Below are 20,427 nucleotides of genomic sequence, written 5' to 3' on the forward strand. Positions count from 1 at the left end.
CGGGGGGGGGGGGGGGGGCGTGTCGCGGGTGTTGTCCCCGCGGGGGGCCCCCCAACTCGCCGTCTTCCTCCTCCCGTTGGGGGGGGGGGGCGGCGGGGGGGGCGCCCCCCCCCCCCCCCTTTCGGTGTCCGGCCGCGCGGCAGTGAGGGGTGGGGCCCCGTCAGCCGTTCTTGATGCGGTTGGTGAGCTCGGTGACCTGGTTGTAGATGGAGCGTCGCTCGGCCATCAGCGCGCGGATCTTCCGGTCGGCGTGCATCACGGTCGTATGGTCGCGGCCGCCGAACTGCGCACCGATCTTGGGCAGCGAGAGGTCCGTCAGCTCGCGGCACAGATACATGGCGATCTGGCGTGCCGTCACCAGCACCCGGCTGCGCGAGGATCCGCAGAGATCCTCGATAGTGAGACCGAAGTAGTCCGCGGTCGCCGCCATGATGGCCGCCGCCGTGATCTCCGGGGCGGCGTCCTCGCCGCCGGGGATCAGGTCCTTCAGCACGATCTCGGTCAGCCCGAGGTCCACCGGCTGGCGGTTGAGGCTGGCGAAGGCCGTGACCCGGATCAGCGCTCCCTCCAGCTCCCGGATGTTGCGCGAGATGCGCGAGGCGATGAACTCCAGCACCTCGGGCGGGGCGTTGAGCTGCTCCTGGACCGCCTTCTTACGGAGGATCGCGATACGCGTCTCCAGCTCCGGCGGCTGCACATCGGTGGTCAGACCCCACTCGAAACGATTCCGCAGCCGGTCCTCCAGGGTCACCAGCTGCTTCGGCGGCCGGTCCGAGGACAGCACGATCTGCTTGTTGGCGTTGTGGAGCGTATTGAAGGTGTGGAAGAACTCCTCCTGCGTCGACTCCTTGCTCGCCAGGAACTGGATGTCGTCGACGAGCAGGATGTCGACGTCCCGGTACCGCTTGCGGAAGGTGTCGCCCTTGCCGTCGCGGATCGAGTTGATGAACTCGTTGGTGAACTCCTCCGAGCTCACGTACCGCACCCGGGTCCCGGGATAGAGGCTGCGGGCGTAGTGCCCGATGGCGTGCAGCAGGTGGGTCTTGCCGAGCCCGGACTCCCCGTAGATGAAGAGCGGGTTGTACGCCTTGGCCGGTGCCTCCGCGACGGCGACGGCCGCGGCGTGCGCGAAGCGGTTCGACGCGCCGATGACGAAGGTGTCGAAGAGGTACTTGGGGTTCAGCCGGGCGTGCGGCTCACCGGGGCCGGGGGCGGGGGCGGGCTGTGCGCCCATCGGTCCCGGTACGCCGCCGGGCCGGCCCGTTCCGCCGCCCTGCCGGTGCTGGGGCTCCTGCATGTCGTGGCGCTCGGACCGCTGGGGCTCGTAACCCTGGCGCTCGGGCGGCTGCTGGCGGTAGTCGTGCTGCGGCTGCTGGGAACGGCCGCCCCCGTACGGCTCGCGCCAGTGCTCACCGGAGGTGTCGCGGTCCTGGAATCCACCGAGCCGGGGCTGCTGCCAGGAGAGGTCCTCCTGGGTGCGGGGCCAGGCGCCGGGCTCGGGGCGCTGCTGCTGGTAGTCGGGGTACGCGGGCCGGGCGGTCGGCATGCCGTCGTCCGAGGGCCGGTGTCCGTAGCCGTCGTACGTGTCGTTGTGCTGCCGCTCGTCGTGCTGCGGTCCCTGGTAGCGGTGCTGTTGCGGCTGCTGGGACTGGTGCATCGGGGGCGCCGGAGGGTTCGGCGGCTCGCCGGCGGAGTCGTCGACGGTGATCGCGATCCGGATCGGCCGGCCGCACTCGCGGCTCAGCGTCTCGCTGATGAGCGGGGCGAGCCGGCCCTCGAGGACGCGCTTGCCCCATTCATTGGGGACGGCGAGGAGCGCGGTGTCGGCCACCAGGGCGAGCGGCTGGCAGCGCTCGATCCACTGTTTGTCCTTCGGCTCGATGCCCTGCTGGCCCTCCCCGAGGAGTTGCTCCAGCACTCGTGGCCACACTGCGGCAAGATCGGCAGGTACGTCAGCCACAAGGCACGCTCTCTCGCTGGTCCCACGAATGTGTGTTTCTCGGGACGGGATGGGTCGGGATGGGTGAGGACCGGCAGGCGGGAAGAAAAAGAACCGGGGTCCGGCCACGGTAGTCAGGCCGACCCACGCGGTTCAAGTCGTTGTCCACAGGCTGTGCACAATGGGGGGTGCCGCAAGGTCGGTTTGACCGGATGGCGTAGCCGCGCGTACCGTGACCAGGTCGAGTTGTCGATGGCTGCTGCCGCCTGCCTCCGATGGGCAAAGATCACGATCTGTGATTGTGAAGCGGTGCACTAGGGCGTTTACGCGAGTCTCTCGTGGGCGCACGGTGACAGCCAGGCGATGTCCCGCCAACACACGAATCATTTCTGGAGCCCCCGAGTGAGCAAGCGCACCTTCCAGCCGAACAACCGTCGTCGCGCGAAGACCCACGGCTTCCGACTGCGTATGCGGACCCGTGCCGGCCGCGCGATTCTCGCGTCCCGCCGTGGCAAGGGCCGCGCCAGCCTGTCCGCCTGATCGCGTACAGGTCGTCATGACGTGCTGCCTACCGAGAATCGGCTGAGGCGGCGCGAGGACTTCGCGACCGCAGTACGACGAGGACGCAGGGCCGGTCGCCCTCTACTCGTCGTCCATCTACGTAGCGGTGCAACGGACCCGCACGTGACTGGGGAGACTGCTCCCCCGCCGCGTGCGGGTTTCGTTGTCAGCAAAGCTGTGGGTGGTGCGGTCGTCCGCACAGCGGTGAAGCGAAAGCTTCGCCATCTGGTCCGAGAACGGCTGGCCCTGCTGCCCCCCGGTAGCCTGGTTGTCGTACGCGCGTTGCCCGGTGCGGGCGACGCCGACCATGAACAGCTGGCCCGAGACCTGGACGCCGCCCTCCAGCGGCTACTGGGAGGGGGCGCGCGATGAAGTACCCGCTGCTGGCTCTCATCAAGCTGTACCAGTGGACGATCAGCCCACTTCTCGGGCCTGTCTGCCGTTACTACCCGTCGTGTTCCCACTATGGATATACGGCGATCGACCGGCACGGAGCGATCAAGGGCACGGCGCTGACAGCCTGGCGCATCCTGCGATGCAATCCGTGGTCACCCGGCGGCGTGGATTACGTCCCTCCACGCAAACGTCCGCGTTGGCACGAACTGCTGCGAGATTTCCTGCGCGGCGGTAAGGGCGGGGACTCCGCCGCTGATGTGCCTCCCGGGGGATCGGCCACCGATCACCCGAGCTCGGCCGCAGAGACTTCGCCCAATGCTCAAGGAGCCTGATTAGTGGACACGATTGCCAGTCTGTTCAGCTTCATCACATGGCCTGTTTCCTGGGTCATCGTCCAGTTCCACAAGTTGTACGGGGCGATCTTCGGCCCTGACACGGGATGGGCCTGGGGTCTGTCCATCGTGTCCCTCGTGGTGCTGATCCGTATCTGTCTGGTCCCGCTGTTCGTCAAGCAGATCAAGTCGACGCGGAACATGCAGGTGCTCCAGCCGAAGATGAAGGCGATCCAGGAGCGCTACAAGAGCGACAAGCAGCGTCAGTCCGAAGAGATGATGAAGCTGTACAAGGAGACGGGTACCAACCCGTTGTCCTCGTGCCTTCCCATCCTGGCGCAGTCGCCGTTCTTCTTCGCGCTGTACCACGTGCTCTCGGCCATCGCGTCGAACAAGAAGATCGGTGTCATCGACCAGTCGCTGCTGGACAGCGCGCGTCAGGCACACATCTTCGGTGCTCCGCTGGCCGCCAAGTTCATGGACAGCGCGGACAAGGTCGATGCGCTCGGCGCCTCGCTGACCGACGTGCGGATCGTCACCGCGGTCATGATCGTGATGATGTCGGCTTCGCAGTTCTTCACCCAGCGCCAGCTGATGACGAAGAACGTCGACCTGACGGTCAAGACGCCGTACATGCAGCAGCAGAAGATGCTCATGTACATCTTCCCGCTGATCTTCGCCGTCATGGGTATCAACTTCCCCGTCGGTGTCCTCATCTACTGGCTGACCACCAACGTCTGGACCATGGGTCAGCAGATGTACGTGATCAACCAGAACCCGACGCCGGGCAGCAAGGCGCAGGACCAGTACCTGGGACGTCTGCTGAAGAGCGTCACCACCCACGGTGAGGTGCGCGGCAGGACCAAGCGCAACACCGTCAAGCGGATCGTGTCCAAGGGCGCGGACCGCAATGACATCGAGCGGAAGTTCATCACAGGACTGGCCAAGCTCGGCTTTGCCGCCCAAGAGGACGGCTCGGTGGCGAAGAGCGATACCGCTGTGGCCGATGCAGAGAGCGGAGCCGCGCAGCGGCGCCAGCAGCCCAAGCGCCAGACCAAGGCGAAGCGTCATACCGGTGCAGTTCAGCAGGGTGCGGCGAAGGACGCCGACTCCAGCGAGTCGGATTCCAAGCCCTCCCTGCAGAAGAAGGCATCGCAGGACGACAAGCCCAAGCCGGCGGGCAAGCCCGCGTCCGGCTCCTCACGCCAAGCCAAGTCCGGACAGCGCAAGGGCCCGCAGCGGCCCAAGCACCCGTCCAAGAAGTAAGAAGGAGTCCATCCGTGACGGAAGGCACCACCTCCACGGCCGCTGAGGGCAGCGACACCTTGACCCGCCTTGAGCAGGAAGGGGAGATCGCAGCGGACTACCTTGAGGGCCTGCTCGACATCGCTGACCTCGACGGCGACATCGACATGGACGTCGAGGCGGACCGCGCAGCGGTTTCGATCATCAGTGAATCGGCACGTGAACTGCAGAAGCTCGTGGGCCGCGACGGTGAGGTGCTGGAGGCACTCCAGGAACTGACGCGGCTGGCCGTGCACCGGGAGACCGGTGACCGGAGCCGTCTGATGCTCGACATCGCGGGTTTCCGGGCGCAGAAGCGCACGGAGCTTGCCGAGCTGGGTGCCAAGGCCGCGGACGAGGTCAAGAACTCCGGTGAGCCGGTGAAGCTGGACCCGATGACGCCGTTCGAGCGCAAGGTTGTGCACGATGCGGTCGCGGCCGCAGGCCTGCGCAGCGAATCGGAGGGCGAGGAGCCGCAGCGCTTCGTCGTCGTCCTTCCGGCCTGACCGGCCCTTCTCCTGTCGGCCCCGTCTGTTCGCAGGCGGGGCCGATCTTTGTCAGCCTGATAGTCAGCCACCCATGGTGCGGTAATGCGGTATGGAAGGACGGTCCCCGTGACGGAGGAAGTAGAGCTTCCCCAGGCGCCCGAAGAGGCCCGGGAGGTGTTCGGTGAGTGCTTTCCTGAGGCCGTCCGGTACGCGGAACTGCTGGCCGATGCGGGGGTCAAGCGAGGGCTGATCGGTCCGCGCGAGGTGCCGCGGCTGTGGGAGAGGCACCTGCTGAACTGTGCGGTGCTCTCCGAGGTCGTCCCTCAGGGCGTCACGGTCTGCGATGTGGGCTCGGGCGCGGGGCTCCCCGGGATCCCGTTGGCGCTCGTGCGGCCGGATCTGAAGATCACCCTGCTTGAGCCGTTGCTGCGGCGGACGAACTTCCTTCAGGAGGTCGTCGAGCTCCTGGGGCTGGATCATGTGACGGTCGTCCGTGGTCGGGCCGAGGAGGTCCTGGGCTCGCTTCAGCCGGTCCACGTGGTGACGGCTCGTGCGGTGGCTCCGCTGGACCGGCTGGCGGGCTGGGGTGTGCCCCTGCTTCGCCCCTACGGCGAGATGCTGGCCCTCAAGGGCGATACCGCCGAGGAGGAGATCAACGGTGCACGGGCGGCGTTGAGTAAGCTCGGCGTTCTGGAGACCGAAGTGCTACACGTGGGCGAGGGCATCGTCGATCCGATGTCCACCGTGGTCCGTGTAGTCGTGGGCGAGAGCCCCGGCGGTGTGAGGTTCGCCGCAAAGCGAGCCAAGGCCGCGAGGGTGAGCCGCACAAGGCGGCGCCGCTGATTTCACCGGTCCCGCGGTGCGTGCGAGCGGTACGCACCGTTTGGAGCCGTTATCGGTGAGTCTTCGACTGGGGAGCTGTACGTACCCCGCGCGGAGTGTCGTGCCCCTGTAGCTACGCTGCAGGGGCATCGTGTTTCACGTGAAACGTCGCTCTCTGCTGCATGGAATTATCGGCCGCGGTCGTGCGGCTGCCACGCCTCGCCATCGCAGGCCCGTTAGGGCTACGGAGTTGTCCACAGAAGTGGATTCATCCACAGAAGAGCGGGCCTCGCTGGTTCGCGACCCCGAAAGCATGGCAGGCTCTGCTCATTGCGAGCCTGAAGTCGAGGAGAGTGAATCCTTGCGGTCCGACGCCAACATCGCGGGACCGATGACCGATCCGGTCCCCGGTCCCCGATCCGAATCGGCGGTGGACGGTGTTTCACGTGAAACACCGCCACCGATGGACGACACACCCATCGGTCGTGCGGCCCAGCTGGCGGTCGAGGCCCTCGGCCGCGCCGGCGAGGGGCTGCCACGGCCCGACCAGACGCGCGTCATGGTGGTGGCCAACCAGAAAGGCGGGGTGGGTAAGACCACCTCGACGGTCAACCTTGCCGCGTCGCTTGCCCTTCATGGGGCCCGTGTTCTGGTGGTCGACCTGGACCCGCAGGGGAACGCCTCTACGGCGCTGGGGATCGACCATCATGCCGAGGTCCCCTCGATCTACGACGTTCTAGTGGAGAGCAAGCCGCTCTCCGACGTGGTTCAGCCCGTCCCGGACGTCGAAGGGCTCTTCTGCGCCCCAGCCACCATCGATCTCGCCGGTGCGGAAATCGAGCTGGTGTCGCTGGTGGCGCGGGAGAGCCGCCTTCAGCGGGCGATCCAGGCGTACGAGCAGCCGCTGGATTACATCCTCATCGACTGCCCGCCGTCGCTTGGCCTGCTCACTGTGAACGCCTTGGTCGCCGGCGCCGAAGTGCTGATCCCCATCCAGTGCGAGTACTACGCACTGGAAGGGCTGGGGCAGCTGCTGCGCAACGTCGATCTGGTTCGGGGGCATCTCAACCCCGACCTCCATGTGTCGACGATCCTGCTCACCATGTACGACGGCCGGACCAGGCTCGCCTCACAGGTCGCGGAGGAGGTGCGCAGCCACTTCGGCAAGGAGGTGCTGCGCACCAGCATTCCTCGTTCGGTGCGGATCTCTGAGGCGCCGAGCTATGGGCAGACCGTGCTTACCTACGACCCGGGCTCCAGCGGCTCCCTGTCGTACCTTGAGGCGGCCCGTGAGATCGCTCTGCGAGGGGTTGGAGTGCAGTACGAGGCTCAGCAAGCCCACACGGGCAGTCGGAACGGCCAGCAGAACACTTCGGAGGGGATCCAGTGAGCGAGCGTCGTAGAGGGTTGGGGCGAGGGCTCGGTGCCCTGATCCCCGCCGCTCCACAGGAGAAGCAGGTGCCGTCTGCCGGTACGGGCACGTCCCCGTCCGGGGCGGGCCCCGTCATGACGGCTGAGCGTGGGGTGGCTGCCGCCAAGGTGACCAAACTCGGCGTGGTGCCTGAGCCGAGCGCGCCTGTTGCGGAGCCGGGCGGGACCGCCGGACCGAACGAGGTGGCGGGAGCGTTCTTCGCCGAGATCCTTCTCGACTCCATTACGCCGAACCCTCGTCAGCCCCGAGAGGTGTTCGACGAGGACGCGCTGGCCGAGCTGGTCACCTCGATCAAGGAGGTCGGCCTTCTCCAGCCCGTCGTCGTACGACAGGTCGGGCCTGAGCGCTATGAGCTCATCATGGGCGAGCGGCGCTGGAGGGCCTGCCGTGAGGCCGGTCTGGAGCGGATTCCGTCCATCGTCCGGGCCACGGACGACGAGAAGCTGCTCCTGGACGCGCTTCTGGAGAACCTTCACCGGGCTCAGCTCAATCCGTTGGAGGAGGCGGCGGCGTACGACCAGCTGCTCAAGGAATTCAAGTGCACGCATGACCAGCTGGCCGACCGCATCGGGCGGTCCCGGCCGCAGGTGTCCAACACGCTGCGTCTGCTGAGGCTGTCGCCTCCGGTGCAGCGAAGGGTCGCGGCCGGGGTGCTCTCGGCGGGACATGCGCGTGCGCTGCTGTCGGTGGACGACTCCGAGGAGCAGGACAGGCTGGCACATCGCATTGTGGCCGAGGGGCTCTCGGTGCGTGCTGTGGAGGAGATCGTGACGCTCATGGGCTCCAGGCCCACGAGCGCCTCCAAGGCGAAGGGGCCCCGAGCGGGCGGTCGGCTGTCGCCGGCGCTGTCCGATCTGGCATCGAGGCTCTCGGACCGCTTCGAAACCCGGGTGAAGGTCGATCTCGGGCAGAAGAAGGGGAAGATCGTCGTCGAGTTCGCCTCGATGGAAGATCTGGACCGCATTCTCGGCAGCCTCGCTCCGGGCGAAGGCCGAGTGCTGGATCGTAACCCGGCCGAGGAGTCGGAAGAGGACGACGAGAGCTGACGTTCTGGGGTAACACTGGGCGGGCTGGGTTCCGGAACGACGGGCCCAGCCCACCTTTGCTTTCCCAGACCTCCCTTTGCTTTCTCTCGGTGTCGGCTTGATCCCTCGGTGGATACGATGCGTTCTGGTAGGCCACATCCAGTTGATCCACCTCCGCGAACGGAGTGCACCGCCCCGCCGCATCGCGTGCGGCGGGCGAGGGAAGTGAGGAACAGCCTTCATGGGGCGTCGGCTCGCACCGCTCACGTTGGACAACCTTTCCGATCTCCCTGAGCGTTGCCGCTCGTGTGTGTTCTGGGAACTCGATCCGGTGCGTGGGGCGGCTGCGGTCAAGGCCGGGCGGCCTGGGCTGGAGAAGGAGGCCTGGATCTCCAGCGTTCTGCTGGAGTGGGGATCCTGTGGCCGCGTTGTCTATGTGGATGATGTGCCGGTCGGCTTCGTTCTCTATGCACCGCCGGCCTACGTTCCGCGGGCGGCGTCCTTCCCGACCAGCCCTGTATCCCCCGATGCCGTTCAGCTGATGACCGCCTTGATCCTGCCGGGGTACCAGGGGCAGGGGCTCGGGCGGGTCATGGTGCAGACCGTTGCCAAGGATCTGCTCAGTCGCGGATTCAAAGCGATCGAAGTGTTCGGGGACGCCCGCTGGAAGGAGCCCGCCTGTGTGCTCCCTGCAGACCATCTTCTTGCGGTGGGCTTCAAGACCGTACGCACTCATCCGTCTCATCCGCGGCTGAGGCTGGAGCTGCGTACGACGCTTTCGTGGAAGGAAGACGTCGAGCTGGCCTTGGACCGGCTGCTGGGCGCGGTCCAGAAGGATCCGGTGCTGCGGCCGCTGTGAGCTGTGTGCCAGAACGTGAAACGGGCCCACCCCGAAGGGTGGGCCCGTTTCACGTGAAACATCGGACAGCGGCTCTGCCTCAGTCGGCGATGAAGCCTTCGAGGTCGCGAAGAATCGCGGCCTTCGGCTTGGCGCCGACGATGGTCTTGGCGACCTCGCCGCCCTGGTAGACGTTCAGCGTCGGGATCGACATGACGCCGTACTTGGCAGCGGTGGCCGGGTTCTCGTCAATGTTGAGCTTGACGATCTCGATCTCGCCGTGCTCTGCCGCGATGGCTTCCAGGGAGGGAGCAATCTGGCGGCACGGTCCGCACCAGGCGGCCCAGAAGTCCACCAGTACGGGCTTGTCGCTCTTCAGGACGACCTCGTCGAACGAGTCGTCGGTCACAGCTTTCAGGGCGCCGGCCACGGCGGCCTCCTTAACTTCGGGTGGGTAAGACGTGGATCAGACGGTGGCTGCAGCAGCCTTCTCGCCGTCGGCGAGCGCGGCAAGGAAGCGCTCGGCGTCGAGTGCGGCGGAGCAGCCGGTGCCGGCAGCGGTGATGGCCTGTCGGTAGGTGTGGTCGACGACGTCGCCGGCACCGAAGACACCAGTGAGGTTGGTGCGCGTCGAGGGAGCTTCGACCTTGAGGTAGCCCTCGTCATCGAGGTCGAGCTGACCCTTGAAGAGCTCGGTGCGCGGGTCATGGCCGACTGCGATGAAGAGGCCGGTCACGGGGAGCTCGGAAGTCTCACCGGTTTTGGTGTTGCGCAGGGTCAGACCGGAGAGCTTCTGCTCACCGTGCACTCCGGCGACCTCGCTGTCCCAGGCGAACTTGATCTTCGGGTCGTCGAAGGCGCGGTCCTGCATGGCCTTGGAGGCGCGCAGCGAGTCGCGACGGTGGACGATGGTGACCGACTTGGCGAAGCGGGAGAGGAACGTTGCCTCTTCCATCGCGGTGTCGCCGCCGCCAACTACAGCAATGTCCTGGTCCTTGAAGAAGAACCCGTCACACGTCGCGCACCAGGAGACGCCGCGTCCGGAGAGAGCGTCCTCGTTGGGCAGCCCGAGCTTGCGGTGCTGCGAGCCGGTGGTGACGATGACGGCCTTGGCGCGGTGCACCGTGCCGGCGGTGTCGGTGACGGTCTTGATGTCACCGGTGAGGTCGACGGAGACCACATCGTCGGGGACGAGCTCGGCACCGAATCGCTCGGCCTGTGCGCGCATGTTGTCCATGAGCTCCGGGCCCATGATCCCGTCCTGGAAGCCCGGGAAGTTCTCCACGTCGGTCGTGTTCATCAGCGCGCCACCGGCGGTGACTGCACCCTCGAACACCAGCGGCTTCAGCGAGGCGCGCGCGGTGTAGAGCGCGGCTGTGTAGCCCGCGGGGCCGGAGCCGATGATGATCACATTACGCACGTCGCTCACGGGTTTCTTCCTCGTCTCTGCAGACTGCCTACTGTCCACGCCTACTGGGGTCGGTTCAACGACTCTCACCCCACCCAACGGATCCTACGGGGGATGCATTCCCGACGTGCCGGGGTGGCGTGCGGCGTGATGCTCAGCGGCGGGCGTAGGCGTGGGTCAGCAGGAGCTTTCCCTTGGGCGCAGGGTCCGCACCGACGCATGCCGCATCGACGACATAGGCCTCGACGCGGGTCTCATCCATGGGGTGAGGCATGACGACGAGGAAGGCATCCGTGCCTTCGTAGGTGCCCTTCTCGACCGCGAGGGCGGTGGTGTTCCGCCCGATGCCCTGCTCAATGCAGGACGGGACGGATACAGCGGGAGCGCGCAGCGGTGCCTGTGGCGATGCTGAGCCGGGGGGCGCGGTCTGCGGGGAGGATTTCGTGTTCATGGAAGGCGCCTGCTTCCCACCGTCGGATTCCTTCGGACTCGACGCGGCAGGGCTGGAGCTCAGGAGGGTGTGCACGCGCTCTTCGAGCGTGGACTGAGAGAACGTCTGGGAGCCGGTCTTCGAGGCGTCGGACTTGCGCTCTGCGGAACTGAGGTCGCCGGAGTTCTGGGAAGAGGTGACGTTCTGCAGCAGGAAGACGCTCACACCAACGACGGCGGCGCCCAGCGCGGTGCCGAGTACCGCGGTGCGACGGCGTCGCCGTACGGATCGGCGGCCGGGCCCGGTCGCGGCCCGTGAATGCCCGGCGGGGCGGTCCGTGAGTTCCTGCACCGTGGAGGAGGGCTCTGTTTCACGTGAAACATCTACCTTCGCTGCATGTGAAACATCTGCCTGCGCGGGGGGTGCACTACGGGCGGAACGAGCCTCGTCGGCCAGCGCGGCATCGATGCGGTCCGCTATGTCGGCGGGCATGGGCTGCGGTGCCGGCATGGAGCCGAGAAGACCTTGAATCTCCTCCAGGGAGGCCTGAACGTCGGAGCAGAGCTCGCAGCCCTCGATATGGCGGCGGACATCCGTTGTGCGGGACGGCGGGAGGAGGCCTTCGGCGAGGTCGGAGATCTCCGAGATATCCGGGTGTTGGGTCATGTCGGTCGTCGATGTCATGTGCGCCCACCTCCGCCCTTCACTCCAGCTGGATCGCTTGTTCCCGCATCTCTTGGTCCCGCTGCCGGTGGGACGGATGTTCTCGGCGTCCGGTTCCTTTCCGTATCCGGCTTGTCGGCGTCACCGGTTTCGGCACGGAGATGAGTGAGTAGCGGAGCCAGCCGGGCACGGCCCCGGGCGCAGCGGCTTTTCACGGTGCCGACGGGTACGTCGAGGATCCGGCCCGCCTCGGCCACCGGGTACCCCTGCATATCGACGAGGACGAGCGCCGCACGTTGTTCGGCGGGAAGAGTGGCGAGGGCCGCGAACAGTTCGCGGTGCAGATCCTGCCGCTCGGCCGGCGCCTCGGCGGATTCGTGAGGCTCCATGAGCTGATCGAGCCGCTCCGGATCGTCTACGGGCGACGTCTTCCGGGAGGATGCCTTGCGGACCCGGTCGAGGCAGGCGTTGACCGTGATGCGGTGCAGCCAGGTGGTGACGGCGGACTGGCCACGGAAGGTATGGGCGGCGCGGAAGGCGGAGACGAGAGCGTCCTGTACGGCATCGGCGGCTTCCTCACGATCGCCCAGTGTCCGCAGGGCGACGGCCCACAGACGGTCACGATGACGTCGTACGAGCTCACCGAAGGCGTCCGGTTCACCGGCTACGTGGCTGGCCAGAAGGTCCTGGTCAGTTGTGCCGGCGAATCTGGTGTCGTCCAACGGTGAGCCCCCTCCCCCGATGCCGTCAGCTGGTGACCTTGATGTCCGAGATCTTGCCCCGGAAGTTCCCCTCGCTGCTCGGCGGCAGCTTGGTGAGCCAGACCAGAAGGTACCGCGCCCGAGCCGGCTCGCCAGGCTTGAGTGACACCTTTGTTCCCGAACCTTCGGCAACCTTGCTGAAGCCGGTGGGCATGGTCGGCGCCGTGGAGTCGCTGGAAGTCCGCAGCTCGACCGCCGTGGTGCCGCCCAGGAAGGTCACGTCCACCGCGCCGACCTGCTGCACCTTGCCGAGGTCGAGCACGACCCCGACGCCTTCCTTCAGCTTGCCGAAGTCGGCGGTGAAGTAGCCGTCCGTGTGCCAGAACGTGCTCGCGTCCCCGTCGTAAACATTGTCTATGTCCTGGGGCTTCTCGGATCCGTCGCCGAGCGGGTCGAAGTCCTTGGCATCCACGATCTGGACGGGCTTGCTCTTCTCGACCGGGGGAGCATCCCCGTTCTCCGGGTTCGTCTGTGTGGTGCCCGGGTCGTCCGAGTTGTTGTCGCGGTCCAGGAGGGTCTCGGCGAGCTGCCAGCTGCCGAGGCCCAGTGCGGCGATGAGCAGCGCGGACACGGCCCACTTGAGGGCCTTTCCGGTGCGGCTCTGGAGCGGCGGGGGCGGGGTGGCGATCACTTGCTGGGTGGCACCCGCGCCGGGGCCTGCCGGGCGGCCGTAGGTGCCCTGCTGGTACGTGGTCCGCTGGTACTCGGGCGGTGCGGTGAAGGTCGGCTCGGGCGGGCGGATGCGCGGCATCGCAGCAACGGCCTTGGCGAGCTCGTCCGGGGTGGTGCACGGCTGTTCCTGACGGGACGCAGTGGCTCCGTCGTTGGCGAGCGCACGCATGGCGATCTCGGAGAGACCGCGGTGGACGCCGGCCCGCACCTGGTCGGGTGCGATGAGGCCCACGCCCTTGGGAAGCCCGGTGAGGCCGTAGGCGTCGCTCTCGTACGGCCAGCGCTGGGTCAGCGCGGCGTAGAGCAGGGCACCGATCGCTTCGGTGTCGGCACGCTGGGGCCCCTCGGAGGTGATGCCGCGCAGAGCGGCGTTCACCGCGAGCCCGCGGATCCGGTACTGGCCCGAGGAACTGCGGAGCACCGCTCCGGGAGTGAGCCTCAGATGGGCCAGGCCCTCACGGTGCGCGGCTGCCATGGCCTGGGAGATCTGGCTGACGAGCTGGTATGCGTCGTGCGCGTCCATCGGGCCCGCGCCCAGCAGGGCGGTGAGCTCGGTGGCGTCCGGGAGCCACTCGTGGACGACGTAGACGAGGTCGTTCTCCTCCACGGCGTCGAGGACCTGCACGAAGCGCGGGTCGCCGAGCAGGGCGGAGGAGCGGGCCGCCGCCAGCACGGAGCGAGCTCGTGGGTGGTCGGCGGGAAGGAGATGGACGCCTACCGCGCGGCGCAGCTTCTCGTCGACAGCGCGCCAGCTGCTGAATCCGTCCAGTCGGGTGACGCACTCCTCGAGCCGGTAGCGCCCGGCAAGCTTGTGACCGCTGTGCAGATCGGGGGTCGACACGGCGGCGGCGGAGCCTGCCGGCTCGTCCACCGCTTCCTGGGGGCCGGAGCCCGTTGAGTCCTGACCTTCTGCCGTGCCGTCGGTCGTGGCCTCGTCCGCCTTGGCGGACAGCGGCTTGTCGCCGCTGTTGTCGGCCACGTCAACGGCAGCCGTGCTACGTTCCGCCACCGTCGTTCCTGCCTCCCCATCCGTTGCGCGATGCCAGCCAGCTCTGCACAGTCACGCCAATTGTGCCCATACTCCGGCACCATGCACGACACACGGGGACCGGCGATGGTTGTGCGGACCGGTGATCCTCAGCGGCCGAGCCGTCCCCTGATCATGCCGACCATGCCGTTGATCTCTTCGATCCGCATCCGCTTCGCCGAGACGACGAAGACTCCCAACAGCACGATCCCCCCGCAGACCAGCGCGAGGAGCGAGCCCGAGGCACCGTCGCCGAGCGCGTGCAGAAGAGCGAAACCCACACCGCCGCCGACGACTGCCGCAGGGATTGCGGCGAGGCAGAGCCGGGCGTACGTGCGCAGGACGTGAGCGCCGTCCAGGTCGCCGCCGAGACGGTTGCGGAGCCGACGCCACGCGATACCGACGCCGACCGCGTAGGCGAGGCCGTACGAGGCTGCCATGCCGACCACGGCCCACTGAGCGGGCAGGGCGACGTAGCAGATGGCCGAGGCGGCGGCGTTGACCAGGGCGACGATGACGGTGTTGTAGAAGGGGGTGCGGGTGTCCTCGTAGGCGTAGAACCCTCGCAGTACCACGTACTGGACGGAGTAGGGGATCAGTCCGAGGCCGAAGGCCATCAGGATGAATCCCATGGAGCGGGCGGCCTCGGGGCCGCTGGAGGCGTAGAGCAGGGTGCAGATCGGGACGCCCAGGGCGAGGAACATGAAGGCGACCGGCACGATGGCCACGGCGGAGTTGCGCAGGCCCTGCGAGATGTCGTCACGGACCGCCCCCGGGTCGTTGTCGTGGGCGGCACGGGAGATACGGGGCAGCAGAGCAGCCATGACCGAGACGGTGATGATCGCCTGCGGCATGCCCCAGATCAGCTGGGCGTTGGAGTACGCCAGGAAACCCGCCCCGTTCCTGCCCGACTCCTTGCCGGCTGAGGTCGCGAGTTGAGTGACGACGAGGACACCGGCCTGGTTGGCGAAGACGAACAGGACGGTCCACTTGGCCAGCTTGACCGTCTTGCCGAGCCCGTGGCCCTTCCAGTCGAAGCGCGGGCGGAACCGGAATCCGGCCTCGCGCAGGTACGGGATCATGGCCAAAGCCTGGACGATGAGGCCCAGCAGGGTGCCGATGCCGAGCAGCCGGACACCCTCCGGCGGGATCGTGTCGACGCGCATGTGGGAGTCGGCGGAGGTGCCGTAGACCCAGATGAACATGCCGAAGGTGAAGATCATGACGATGTTGTTGAGGACCGGGGTCCACATCATCGCGCCGAACTTCCCGCGGGCGTTGAGGATCTGTCCCATCACGACGTGCACACCCATGAAGAAGATGGTGGGCAGGCAGTAGCGGGCGAAGGTGGTGGCCACGTTGTTGGCCGCGGGGTCATCGGCGATCGTCTGGGACATCAGATGGATGAGCCACGGAGCGGCGAAGACCGCAAGGGCGACGATCACGCCGAGCGCGACCATCACGAGGGTCAGCAGCCGGTTCGCGTAGGCCTCGCCGCCGTCGTCGTCATCCTTCATGGAGCGGACGAGCTGGGGGACGAACACCGAGTTGAGGCCGCCGCCCACGGTGAGGATGTAGATCATCGTCGGCAGCGTGTAGGCGATGGTGAAGCTGTCGCCGAGCAGGGCCGCGCCGAGCGCCGCGGTGATCACCAGGGTTCGTGCGAAACCGGTGAGCCGCGAGACGAGGGTGCCGGCGGCCATGACCGCACTGGACTTCAGCAGGCTGGATGCCCGGCCGCCGCCGGACTTCGCCGGCGCGGGTGCCGGGGCCGGCTCGGGCCTGGCGGGGCCGGGCGGCCCAGCAGGGCCTTCCTGGTCCCGGAAGAGGTGAGCGAACGCATCGGGCTCGTTGCGGCTGCCGGACGCCTGGGTGACCAGAGCGTCCACGCCTACGAACTGGGTGGTCGCGGCGTCGTCGCCGTACGGCAGATGCCGGGACGGACCGTCGGGCTCGGGCGGCGGGGTCTGCGCCCAGATCCGGGGGTCGGGGGCGTACGGCGCCGCAGGCGGCTGCTGGTAGAGCGGTTGGGGCTGCTGGTAGGTGCCAGGAGGCGGCGGCGGATGCGCGGCGCGGTCGTACAGCGCCTCGCCGACCGGATCCTGGGCGGCGAGGTCCTGGGCCCGATAGGGGTCGTAGTCGTAGGCGGCCTGCAGATACGGATCGGGTGCCGGTGGCACCTGCTCCGGCCCAGGAGGAGGCACCGGAGGACCGCCGGAAGACCCAGCTCCGCCCGTACCCTGACCGCGGTCACCGTCGTACGGCGCGTTCATCGAAACCCCACCTCATCGTCCCCGGCCGACCGGCCACGACAGACATCGCTCAACGGTCCACTTTCTCACCCGTGCCCGACGGCTCGGTGCTTTCGGGACCGGTGTCCGGCGTCGGGTCACTCGGCTGCTCGGGTTCACTGCCGTCGTCGCCCGCCGCGCCGCCCGCGTTGGCGCGCTTGCGATGTGCATACATCCTGATGCCGGCGAGGACCAGAAGCAGCAGCCCACCGGCGATCACGAGGAGCACGGTCGGCGTGATCTCGGACACCTTCACGGTGAAGTTCATCTCCGAGCCGTACGGTGTCCCGTCCTCGGTGTACAGCTGCGCGGTCATCTGCACCTGGCCATTGATGTTGGCCGCGGCGTCGAACTTCACGGACTGACTGTGCCCGCCGGCGATCTGGATCGGCTGCTCCGCCACCGCGCCGCCGTCGTTCAGCTTGAGACGGGTCGCGTTCTCCGACTTCAGCCGGAGCACCAGGTGGTCGACATCCTGGAGCAGCCTGTTCTGCACCGTCACCGGAATCGTGGCACTGCGGCCGGACAGGGTGACATCCGACTTCGAGATGAGCTGGACCTCGTTGACGAGGCCCTGGAGATACGTGCGCACCGAGTCCCGGTACTGCTGGGCCTCCAGGGGCTTGCCCCGCCACGACGTCGACATGGAGCGGTTGATCGCGTTGCCGAAGGGGGTCACCACCCGCTCGGGCTGGGTGAGGATGACCTGGAAATTGTTGAGTGAGGCCTGGGTGGACTTGATGTCCTGGAAAGCCTGGGTGGGCAGCTCCTGGCTGCGCAGCTTCTTCGGGTACTGGGACGTCCGGGGGACCGCGGTGGTCGCCTTCGCGTCGGGCTTCGTCTCCGCCGCCTGGCCCAGCCCCTGGGACTGCGTCCAGCGGTCGTCGTCGAGGACGTGCAGGGCACGGGCCATGGACTGGGCCTGGGCGACCGTCGGCATCCGCTGGGGCACGACGACGACGCTTCGGTCCTTGTCCGTGTCCTGCTCGGCCAGGGAGAGTGTCAGGGCGAGGAACTTCTGCACGGCGAGCGTGGAGTACCCGGCCTTTGTCATGTCGCCCTGGAAGGCCGTGGAGAGACGGGCGTCGGAGACCACAGCCGTTGTGCCACCGCCGATCGGCCGGGCCGCGGACGGCGTGTACGCCAGGCCGCCGTTCTCCTGAAGGCTGTCGCTCCGGGCGATCACGTTGTGCGCCCCGGCCGAGGTGGCGACGTCCACGATGGACGGATCGATGGCACCGTCAACCGGCCAGGCGAAGTCCGTCGACGGCTTCAGATGCAGGATCGTCTGCACCGTCGTTACGGCTACCTGGCTGGCGTTCTGGAGGTGGCTGAGGGTGCCCGACACGTTCTTGCCGCGATGCGCGATCGACGCCAGATCGGGGTCCCCGAACGGCAGCGCGATGACCTTGCCCTCGGACACCGCCGCTTCCAGCGATGTGAGCCACTGCTTGGCCACGTTCTGGTTCGTACCGGCGATCGTGGTGTCACCGGACTTGACCCGGTAGTCCTTGGTCATCGCGTCGACGCTGGCCAGCAGGTCCGGATCGATGACCCAGGTCACCGGCAACTGGCTGCCCAGCGACACCATCTGTTCCAGGCGACCGCCCGGGGCGATCTCGGCGGCCAGGTCGTCGTCGGCGAACACCGGCGTCTGCTGCGAGTCGGAGCCGGTCTCGGCAGTGAGATGCGCCGACGCGATCAGCGGCCAGGCGTAGCTGATCCGGGGCTTCGATTCGCGGTCCTCGCTCTGCCAGGGGAGGAACGTCCGCTGGATCCCGAGTACCTGGTCGTACTGGGCGTGGGACGTCCGGCCCGACAAGGAGACACCGAGCTGGTACACACCGTCGTCACCGAGCCCCAGCTTGCTGACGGGCACGGACAGCGTGAAGTCCTGGCTGATCCCGGAAGAAAGCTTGGCGATCTTGACTGTGTACTTGCCGCCGACCGGATCTGGATCGGCACCGGGCAGGTATCCCGTGCGCCGGTTGGCGGCATCGATCGAGGTCCTGCTGAAGAGCCGGGGGCCCACGCGCAGATCGACCTGCCCCGCGGTGACGGTCTCCTTGCCCTTGTTGGTCAGAGTGCCGGAGATGGTGACTGTGTCCCCCTTCACAGGGGCACTCGGAGTCACCGTGTCCAGGGAGACCGCGACAGTGCTGGAACCCGTCGGGGCCTTCTCCGTCCCACCGGCCTGCGCCGCGGGAGCGGTCGCACCCGCCAGCAGGGCTGCGATGAGTGGAGCCCCGGCAAGCACGGAGGCTGTGCGCCGCAGCCACCGGCGGGCAGGAGAGGGACGCATCCCCTGGAAGTCTGCCGCCTCGGCCACGCGCCTACCCGTCCTTGTCGTCGTGCTGTCGATCGTTGTCCGTTGCTGCGTCCCCGCATGGTAACGATGTGCGCGGGGGCTAAGTGCTGGGGAGTGCGGCACATGATCGGGAGAGTCTCGCAGGGCCGACGGAAACCATGACGTCCGGGCCGGTCCGGGCACGTACCCTTTTCTGTTGTGCCGAACGCCAATGAAGACAACGCCAGTGCCCTGACCCAGGTGCAGCACCGCGCAGTCAGTGAACTGCTCCGGGTGTCCCCGGTCGCCGACGATCTCGCCCGCCGATTCCAGGATGCCGGATTCAGTCTCGCCCTGGTCGGCGGCTCGGTCCGGGACGCGCTCCTCGGCAGGCTCGGGAACGACCTGGACTTCACGACCGATGCCCGTCCCGAGGACGTCCTGAAGATCGTCCGGCCCTGGGCGGACTCGGTGTGGGAGGTCGGGATCGCCTTTGGCACCGTGGGCGCTCAGAAGCACGGCTACCAGATCGAAGTCACCACATACCGGTCCGAGGCGTACGACCGAACCTCGCGCAAGCCGGAGGTTTCCTACGGAGACTCCATCGAGGAAGACCTCGTCCGCCGCGATTTCACGGTCAACGCGATGGCCGTCGCGCTGCCGCAGAAGGACTTCATCGACCCGCACGGTGGCATCGAGGACCTGGCGAAGCGCGTCCTGCGCACCCCCGGAACGCCCGAGGAATCCTTCTCCGACGATCCGCTGCGCATGCTGCGCGCCGCGCGTTTCGCTGCACAGCTGGACTTCGAAGTGGCGCCCGATGTGGTCGCGGCGATGACGGAAATGGCGGGCAGGATCGAGATCGTCTCCGCCGAACGGGTCCGTGAGGAGCTCAACAAGCTCCTGCTCTCCTCGCACCCGAGGAAGGGTCTGGCGCTCCTTGTCGACACAGGACTGGCACAAGAGGTCCTTCCTGAGCTTCCCGCTCTCCGTCTCGAAAGTGACGAGCATCACCGCCACAAGGATGTGTACGAGCACTCCCTGACCGTTCTGGAGCAGGCGATCGACCTGGAGGAGGACGGCCCGGACCTCGTTCTGCGCCTTGCTGCCCTGCTCCACGACATCGGCAAGCCGAGGACTCGACGCTTCGAGAAGGACGGCCGTGTCTCGTTCCATCACCACGAGGTGGTGGGCGCGAAGATGGTCCGGAAGCGGATGACCGACCTCAAGTACTCCAACGACATGGTCAAGGACGTCTCGAAGCTGGTGGAGCTGCATCTGCGCTTCCACGGGTACGGCGACGGGGAGTGGACCGACTCAGCGGTGCGCCGCTATGTGCGCGACGCCGGCCCCCTGCTGGCTCGGCTGCACAAGCTCACCCGCTCGGACTGCACCACGCGGAACAAGCGCAAGGCTGCTGCCCTGTCGCGTACCTACGACGCGTTGGAGGAGCGCATTGCGCAGCTGCAGGACCAGGAAGAGCTCGACGCGATCCGCCCGGACCTGGACGGCAACGACATCATGCAGATTCTGGGCGTCGGCCCCGGACCGGTCATCGGCAAGGCGTATGCGTTCCTGCTGGAACTGCGCCTGGAGAACGGGCCGATGGAGCATGACGTGGCAGTGGCGGAGCTCAGGAAATGGTGGGAAGAGCAGGCTTGATCCCTGCCAGGACACTCCGGTTCAGAGAGCTGGGGGGGGGTTTGTAGGAGGGAAAAAATGGCCCCCACCCCTAATCCCCCGGCGGGGTTGTTAAGGGAAAGCGGCCCCA

Annotated in this window: 18 protein-coding genes; 10 read left to right on the forward strand and 8 right to left on the reverse strand. The window is 67.3% G+C overall.

Translation table 11 applies throughout. From position 1 onward, the window contains the following. Window positions 1-160: 160 nt before the first annotated feature. Window positions 161-1,960, reverse strand: coding sequence for a chromosomal replication initiator protein DnaA (dnaA, locus tag ACFVW8_RS14205; protein WP_389689589.1), 1,800 nt, complete (start codon window positions 1,958-1,960; stop codon window positions 161-163). A 381-nt stretch (window positions 1,961-2,341) separates the two neighbouring features. On the opposite strand from dnaA, the gene rpmH reads away from it, so the two are divergent. The 9 genes from rpmH (at window position 2,342) to ACFVW8_RS14250 (ending at window position 9,138) form a co-directional block, all read left to right on the forward strand. Then, window positions 2,342-2,479 carry a 50S ribosomal protein L34 gene (rpmH, locus tag ACFVW8_RS14210; protein WP_010985740.1) on the forward strand — a complete coding sequence of 46 codons (138 nt, stop codon included), beginning with the start codon at window positions 2,342-2,344 and terminating at the stop codon, window positions 2,477-2,479. A gap of 21 nt (window positions 2,480-2,500) precedes the next feature. Continuing rightward, on the forward strand, window positions 2,501-2,872 hold the full coding sequence (gene rnpA, locus ACFVW8_RS14215; protein WP_311311404.1) for a ribonuclease P protein component: 372 nt from the start codon (window positions 2,501-2,503) through the stop codon (window positions 2,870-2,872). After that, window positions 2,869-3,228, forward strand: a complete 360-nt coding sequence (yidD, locus tag ACFVW8_RS14220; protein ID WP_389689592.1) for a membrane protein insertion efficiency factor YidD — start codon at window positions 2,869-2,871, stop codon at window positions 3,226-3,228. The genes rnpA and yidD overlap by 4 nt, the downstream gene beginning before the upstream one ends. A 3-nt stretch (window positions 3,229-3,231) precedes the next feature. Beyond that, window positions 3,232-4,494 carry a membrane protein insertase YidC gene (yidC, locus tag ACFVW8_RS14225; RefSeq protein ID WP_389689594.1) on the forward strand — a complete coding sequence of 421 codons (1,263 nt, stop codon included), beginning with the start codon at window positions 3,232-3,234 and terminating at the stop codon, window positions 4,492-4,494. 14 nt (window positions 4,495-4,508) lie between these two features. Then, window positions 4,509-5,018 carry a protein jag gene (locus tag ACFVW8_RS14230; RefSeq protein WP_384124701.1) on the forward strand — a complete coding sequence of 170 codons (510 nt, stop codon included), beginning with the start codon at window positions 4,509-4,511 and terminating at the stop codon, window positions 5,016-5,018. 108 nt (window positions 5,019-5,126) lie between these two features. Further along, complete coding sequence (gene rsmG / locus ACFVW8_RS14235) at window positions 5,127-5,843, forward strand: 16S rRNA (guanine(527)-N(7))-methyltransferase RsmG (protein WP_389689597.1); 717 nt, start codon at window positions 5,127-5,129, stop codon at window positions 5,841-5,843. A gap of 292 nt (window positions 5,844-6,135) precedes the next feature. Next, entirely contained in the window at window positions 6,136-7,212 is a 1,077-nt protein-coding gene (locus tag ACFVW8_RS14240) for a ParA family protein (protein WP_389689683.1), read from the forward strand. Then, complete coding sequence (locus tag ACFVW8_RS14245; RefSeq protein WP_389689599.1) at window positions 7,209-8,300, forward strand: ParB/RepB/Spo0J family partition protein; 1,092 nt, start codon at window positions 7,209-7,211, stop codon at window positions 8,298-8,300. Before ACFVW8_RS14240 ends, ACFVW8_RS14245 begins: the two co-directional genes overlap by 4 nt. A gap of 220 nt (window positions 8,301-8,520) precedes the next feature. Continuing rightward, the gene (locus ACFVW8_RS14250) at window positions 8,521-9,138 is read left to right on the forward strand and encodes a GNAT family N-acetyltransferase (RefSeq protein ID WP_389689601.1); all 618 of its coding nucleotides are present in this window, start codon (window positions 8,521-8,523) and stop codon (window positions 9,136-9,138) included. Window positions 9,139-9,217: 79 nt separating this feature from the next. Here the strand turns inward: ACFVW8_RS14250 and trxA are convergent, their stop codons facing one another. The 7 genes from trxA to ACFVW8_RS14285 form a co-directional block, all read right to left on the reverse strand. Beyond that, a complete protein-coding gene (trxA, locus tag ACFVW8_RS14255) occupies window positions 9,218-9,547 on the reverse strand; it encodes a thioredoxin (RefSeq protein WP_389689603.1) in 330 nt (109 codons plus the stop codon). Window positions 9,548-9,583: 36 nt separating this feature from the next. Further along, the gene (gene trxB / locus ACFVW8_RS14260) at window positions 9,584-10,546 is read right to left on the reverse strand and encodes a thioredoxin-disulfide reductase (RefSeq protein WP_389689605.1); all 963 of its coding nucleotides are present in this window, start codon (window positions 10,544-10,546) and stop codon (window positions 9,584-9,586) included. Window positions 10,547-10,679: 133 nt separating this feature from the next. Then, window positions 10,680-11,639, reverse strand: a complete 960-nt coding sequence (locus ACFVW8_RS14265) for an anti-sigma factor family protein (RefSeq protein WP_389689607.1) — start codon at window positions 11,637-11,639, stop codon at window positions 10,680-10,682. Further along, the gene (gene sigM / locus ACFVW8_RS14270; protein ID WP_389689609.1) at window positions 11,636-12,340 is read right to left on the reverse strand and encodes an RNA polymerase sigma factor SigM; all 705 of its coding nucleotides are present in this window, start codon (window positions 12,338-12,340) and stop codon (window positions 11,636-11,638) included. The genes ACFVW8_RS14265 and sigM overlap by 4 nt, the downstream gene beginning before the upstream one ends. Before the next feature lie 25 nt (window positions 12,341-12,365). Next, on the reverse strand, window positions 12,366-14,060 hold the full coding sequence (locus tag ACFVW8_RS14275; RefSeq protein WP_389689611.1) for a serine/threonine protein kinase: 1,695 nt from the start codon (window positions 14,058-14,060) through the stop codon (window positions 12,366-12,368). Window positions 14,061-14,188: 128 nt separating this feature from the next. After that, complete coding sequence (murJ, locus tag ACFVW8_RS14280; RefSeq protein WP_389689612.1) at window positions 14,189-16,351, reverse strand: murein biosynthesis integral membrane protein MurJ; 2,163 nt, start codon at window positions 16,349-16,351, stop codon at window positions 14,189-14,191. 49 nt (window positions 16,352-16,400) lie between these two features. Next, the gene (locus ACFVW8_RS14285; protein ID WP_389689614.1) at window positions 16,401-18,698 is read right to left on the reverse strand and encodes a DUF6049 family protein; all 2,298 of its coding nucleotides are present in this window, start codon (window positions 18,696-18,698) and stop codon (window positions 16,401-16,403) included. A 177-nt stretch (window positions 18,699-18,875) separates the two neighbouring features. Here ACFVW8_RS14285 and ACFVW8_RS14290 point away from each other — a divergent pair, with 177 nt between their 5' ends. After that, the gene (locus ACFVW8_RS14290) at window positions 18,876-20,318 is read left to right on the forward strand and encodes a CCA tRNA nucleotidyltransferase (RefSeq protein ID WP_389689616.1); all 1,443 of its coding nucleotides are present in this window, start codon (window positions 18,876-18,878) and stop codon (window positions 20,316-20,318) included. Window positions 20,319-20,427: the final 109 nt, after the last annotated feature.

Source organism: Streptomyces sp. NPDC058221, from assembly GCF_042882365.1.
Lineage (GTDB): Bacteria > Actinomycetota > Actinomycetes > Streptomycetales > Streptomycetaceae > Streptomyces.

Coding starts and splice junctions, on each gene's coding strand:
- yidD (WP_389689592.1), top strand. CDS start 2,869: ATGAAGTACCCGCTGCTGGCTCTCATCAAGCTGTACCAGTGGACGATC.
- ACFVW8_RS14240 (WP_389689683.1), top strand. CDS start 6,136: ATGGCAGGCTCTGCTCATTGCGAGCCTGAAGTCGAGGAGAGTGAATCC.
- ACFVW8_RS14250 (WP_389689601.1), top strand. CDS start 8,521: ATGGGGCGTCGGCTCGCACCGCTCACGTTGGACAACCTTTCCGATCTC.
- ACFVW8_RS14265 (WP_389689607.1), bottom strand. CDS start 11,639: ATGACATCGACGACCGACATGACCCAACACCCGGATATCTCGGAGATC.
- murJ (WP_389689612.1), bottom strand. CDS start 16,351: ATGAACGCGCCGTACGACGGTGACCGCGGTCAGGGTACGGGCGGAGCT.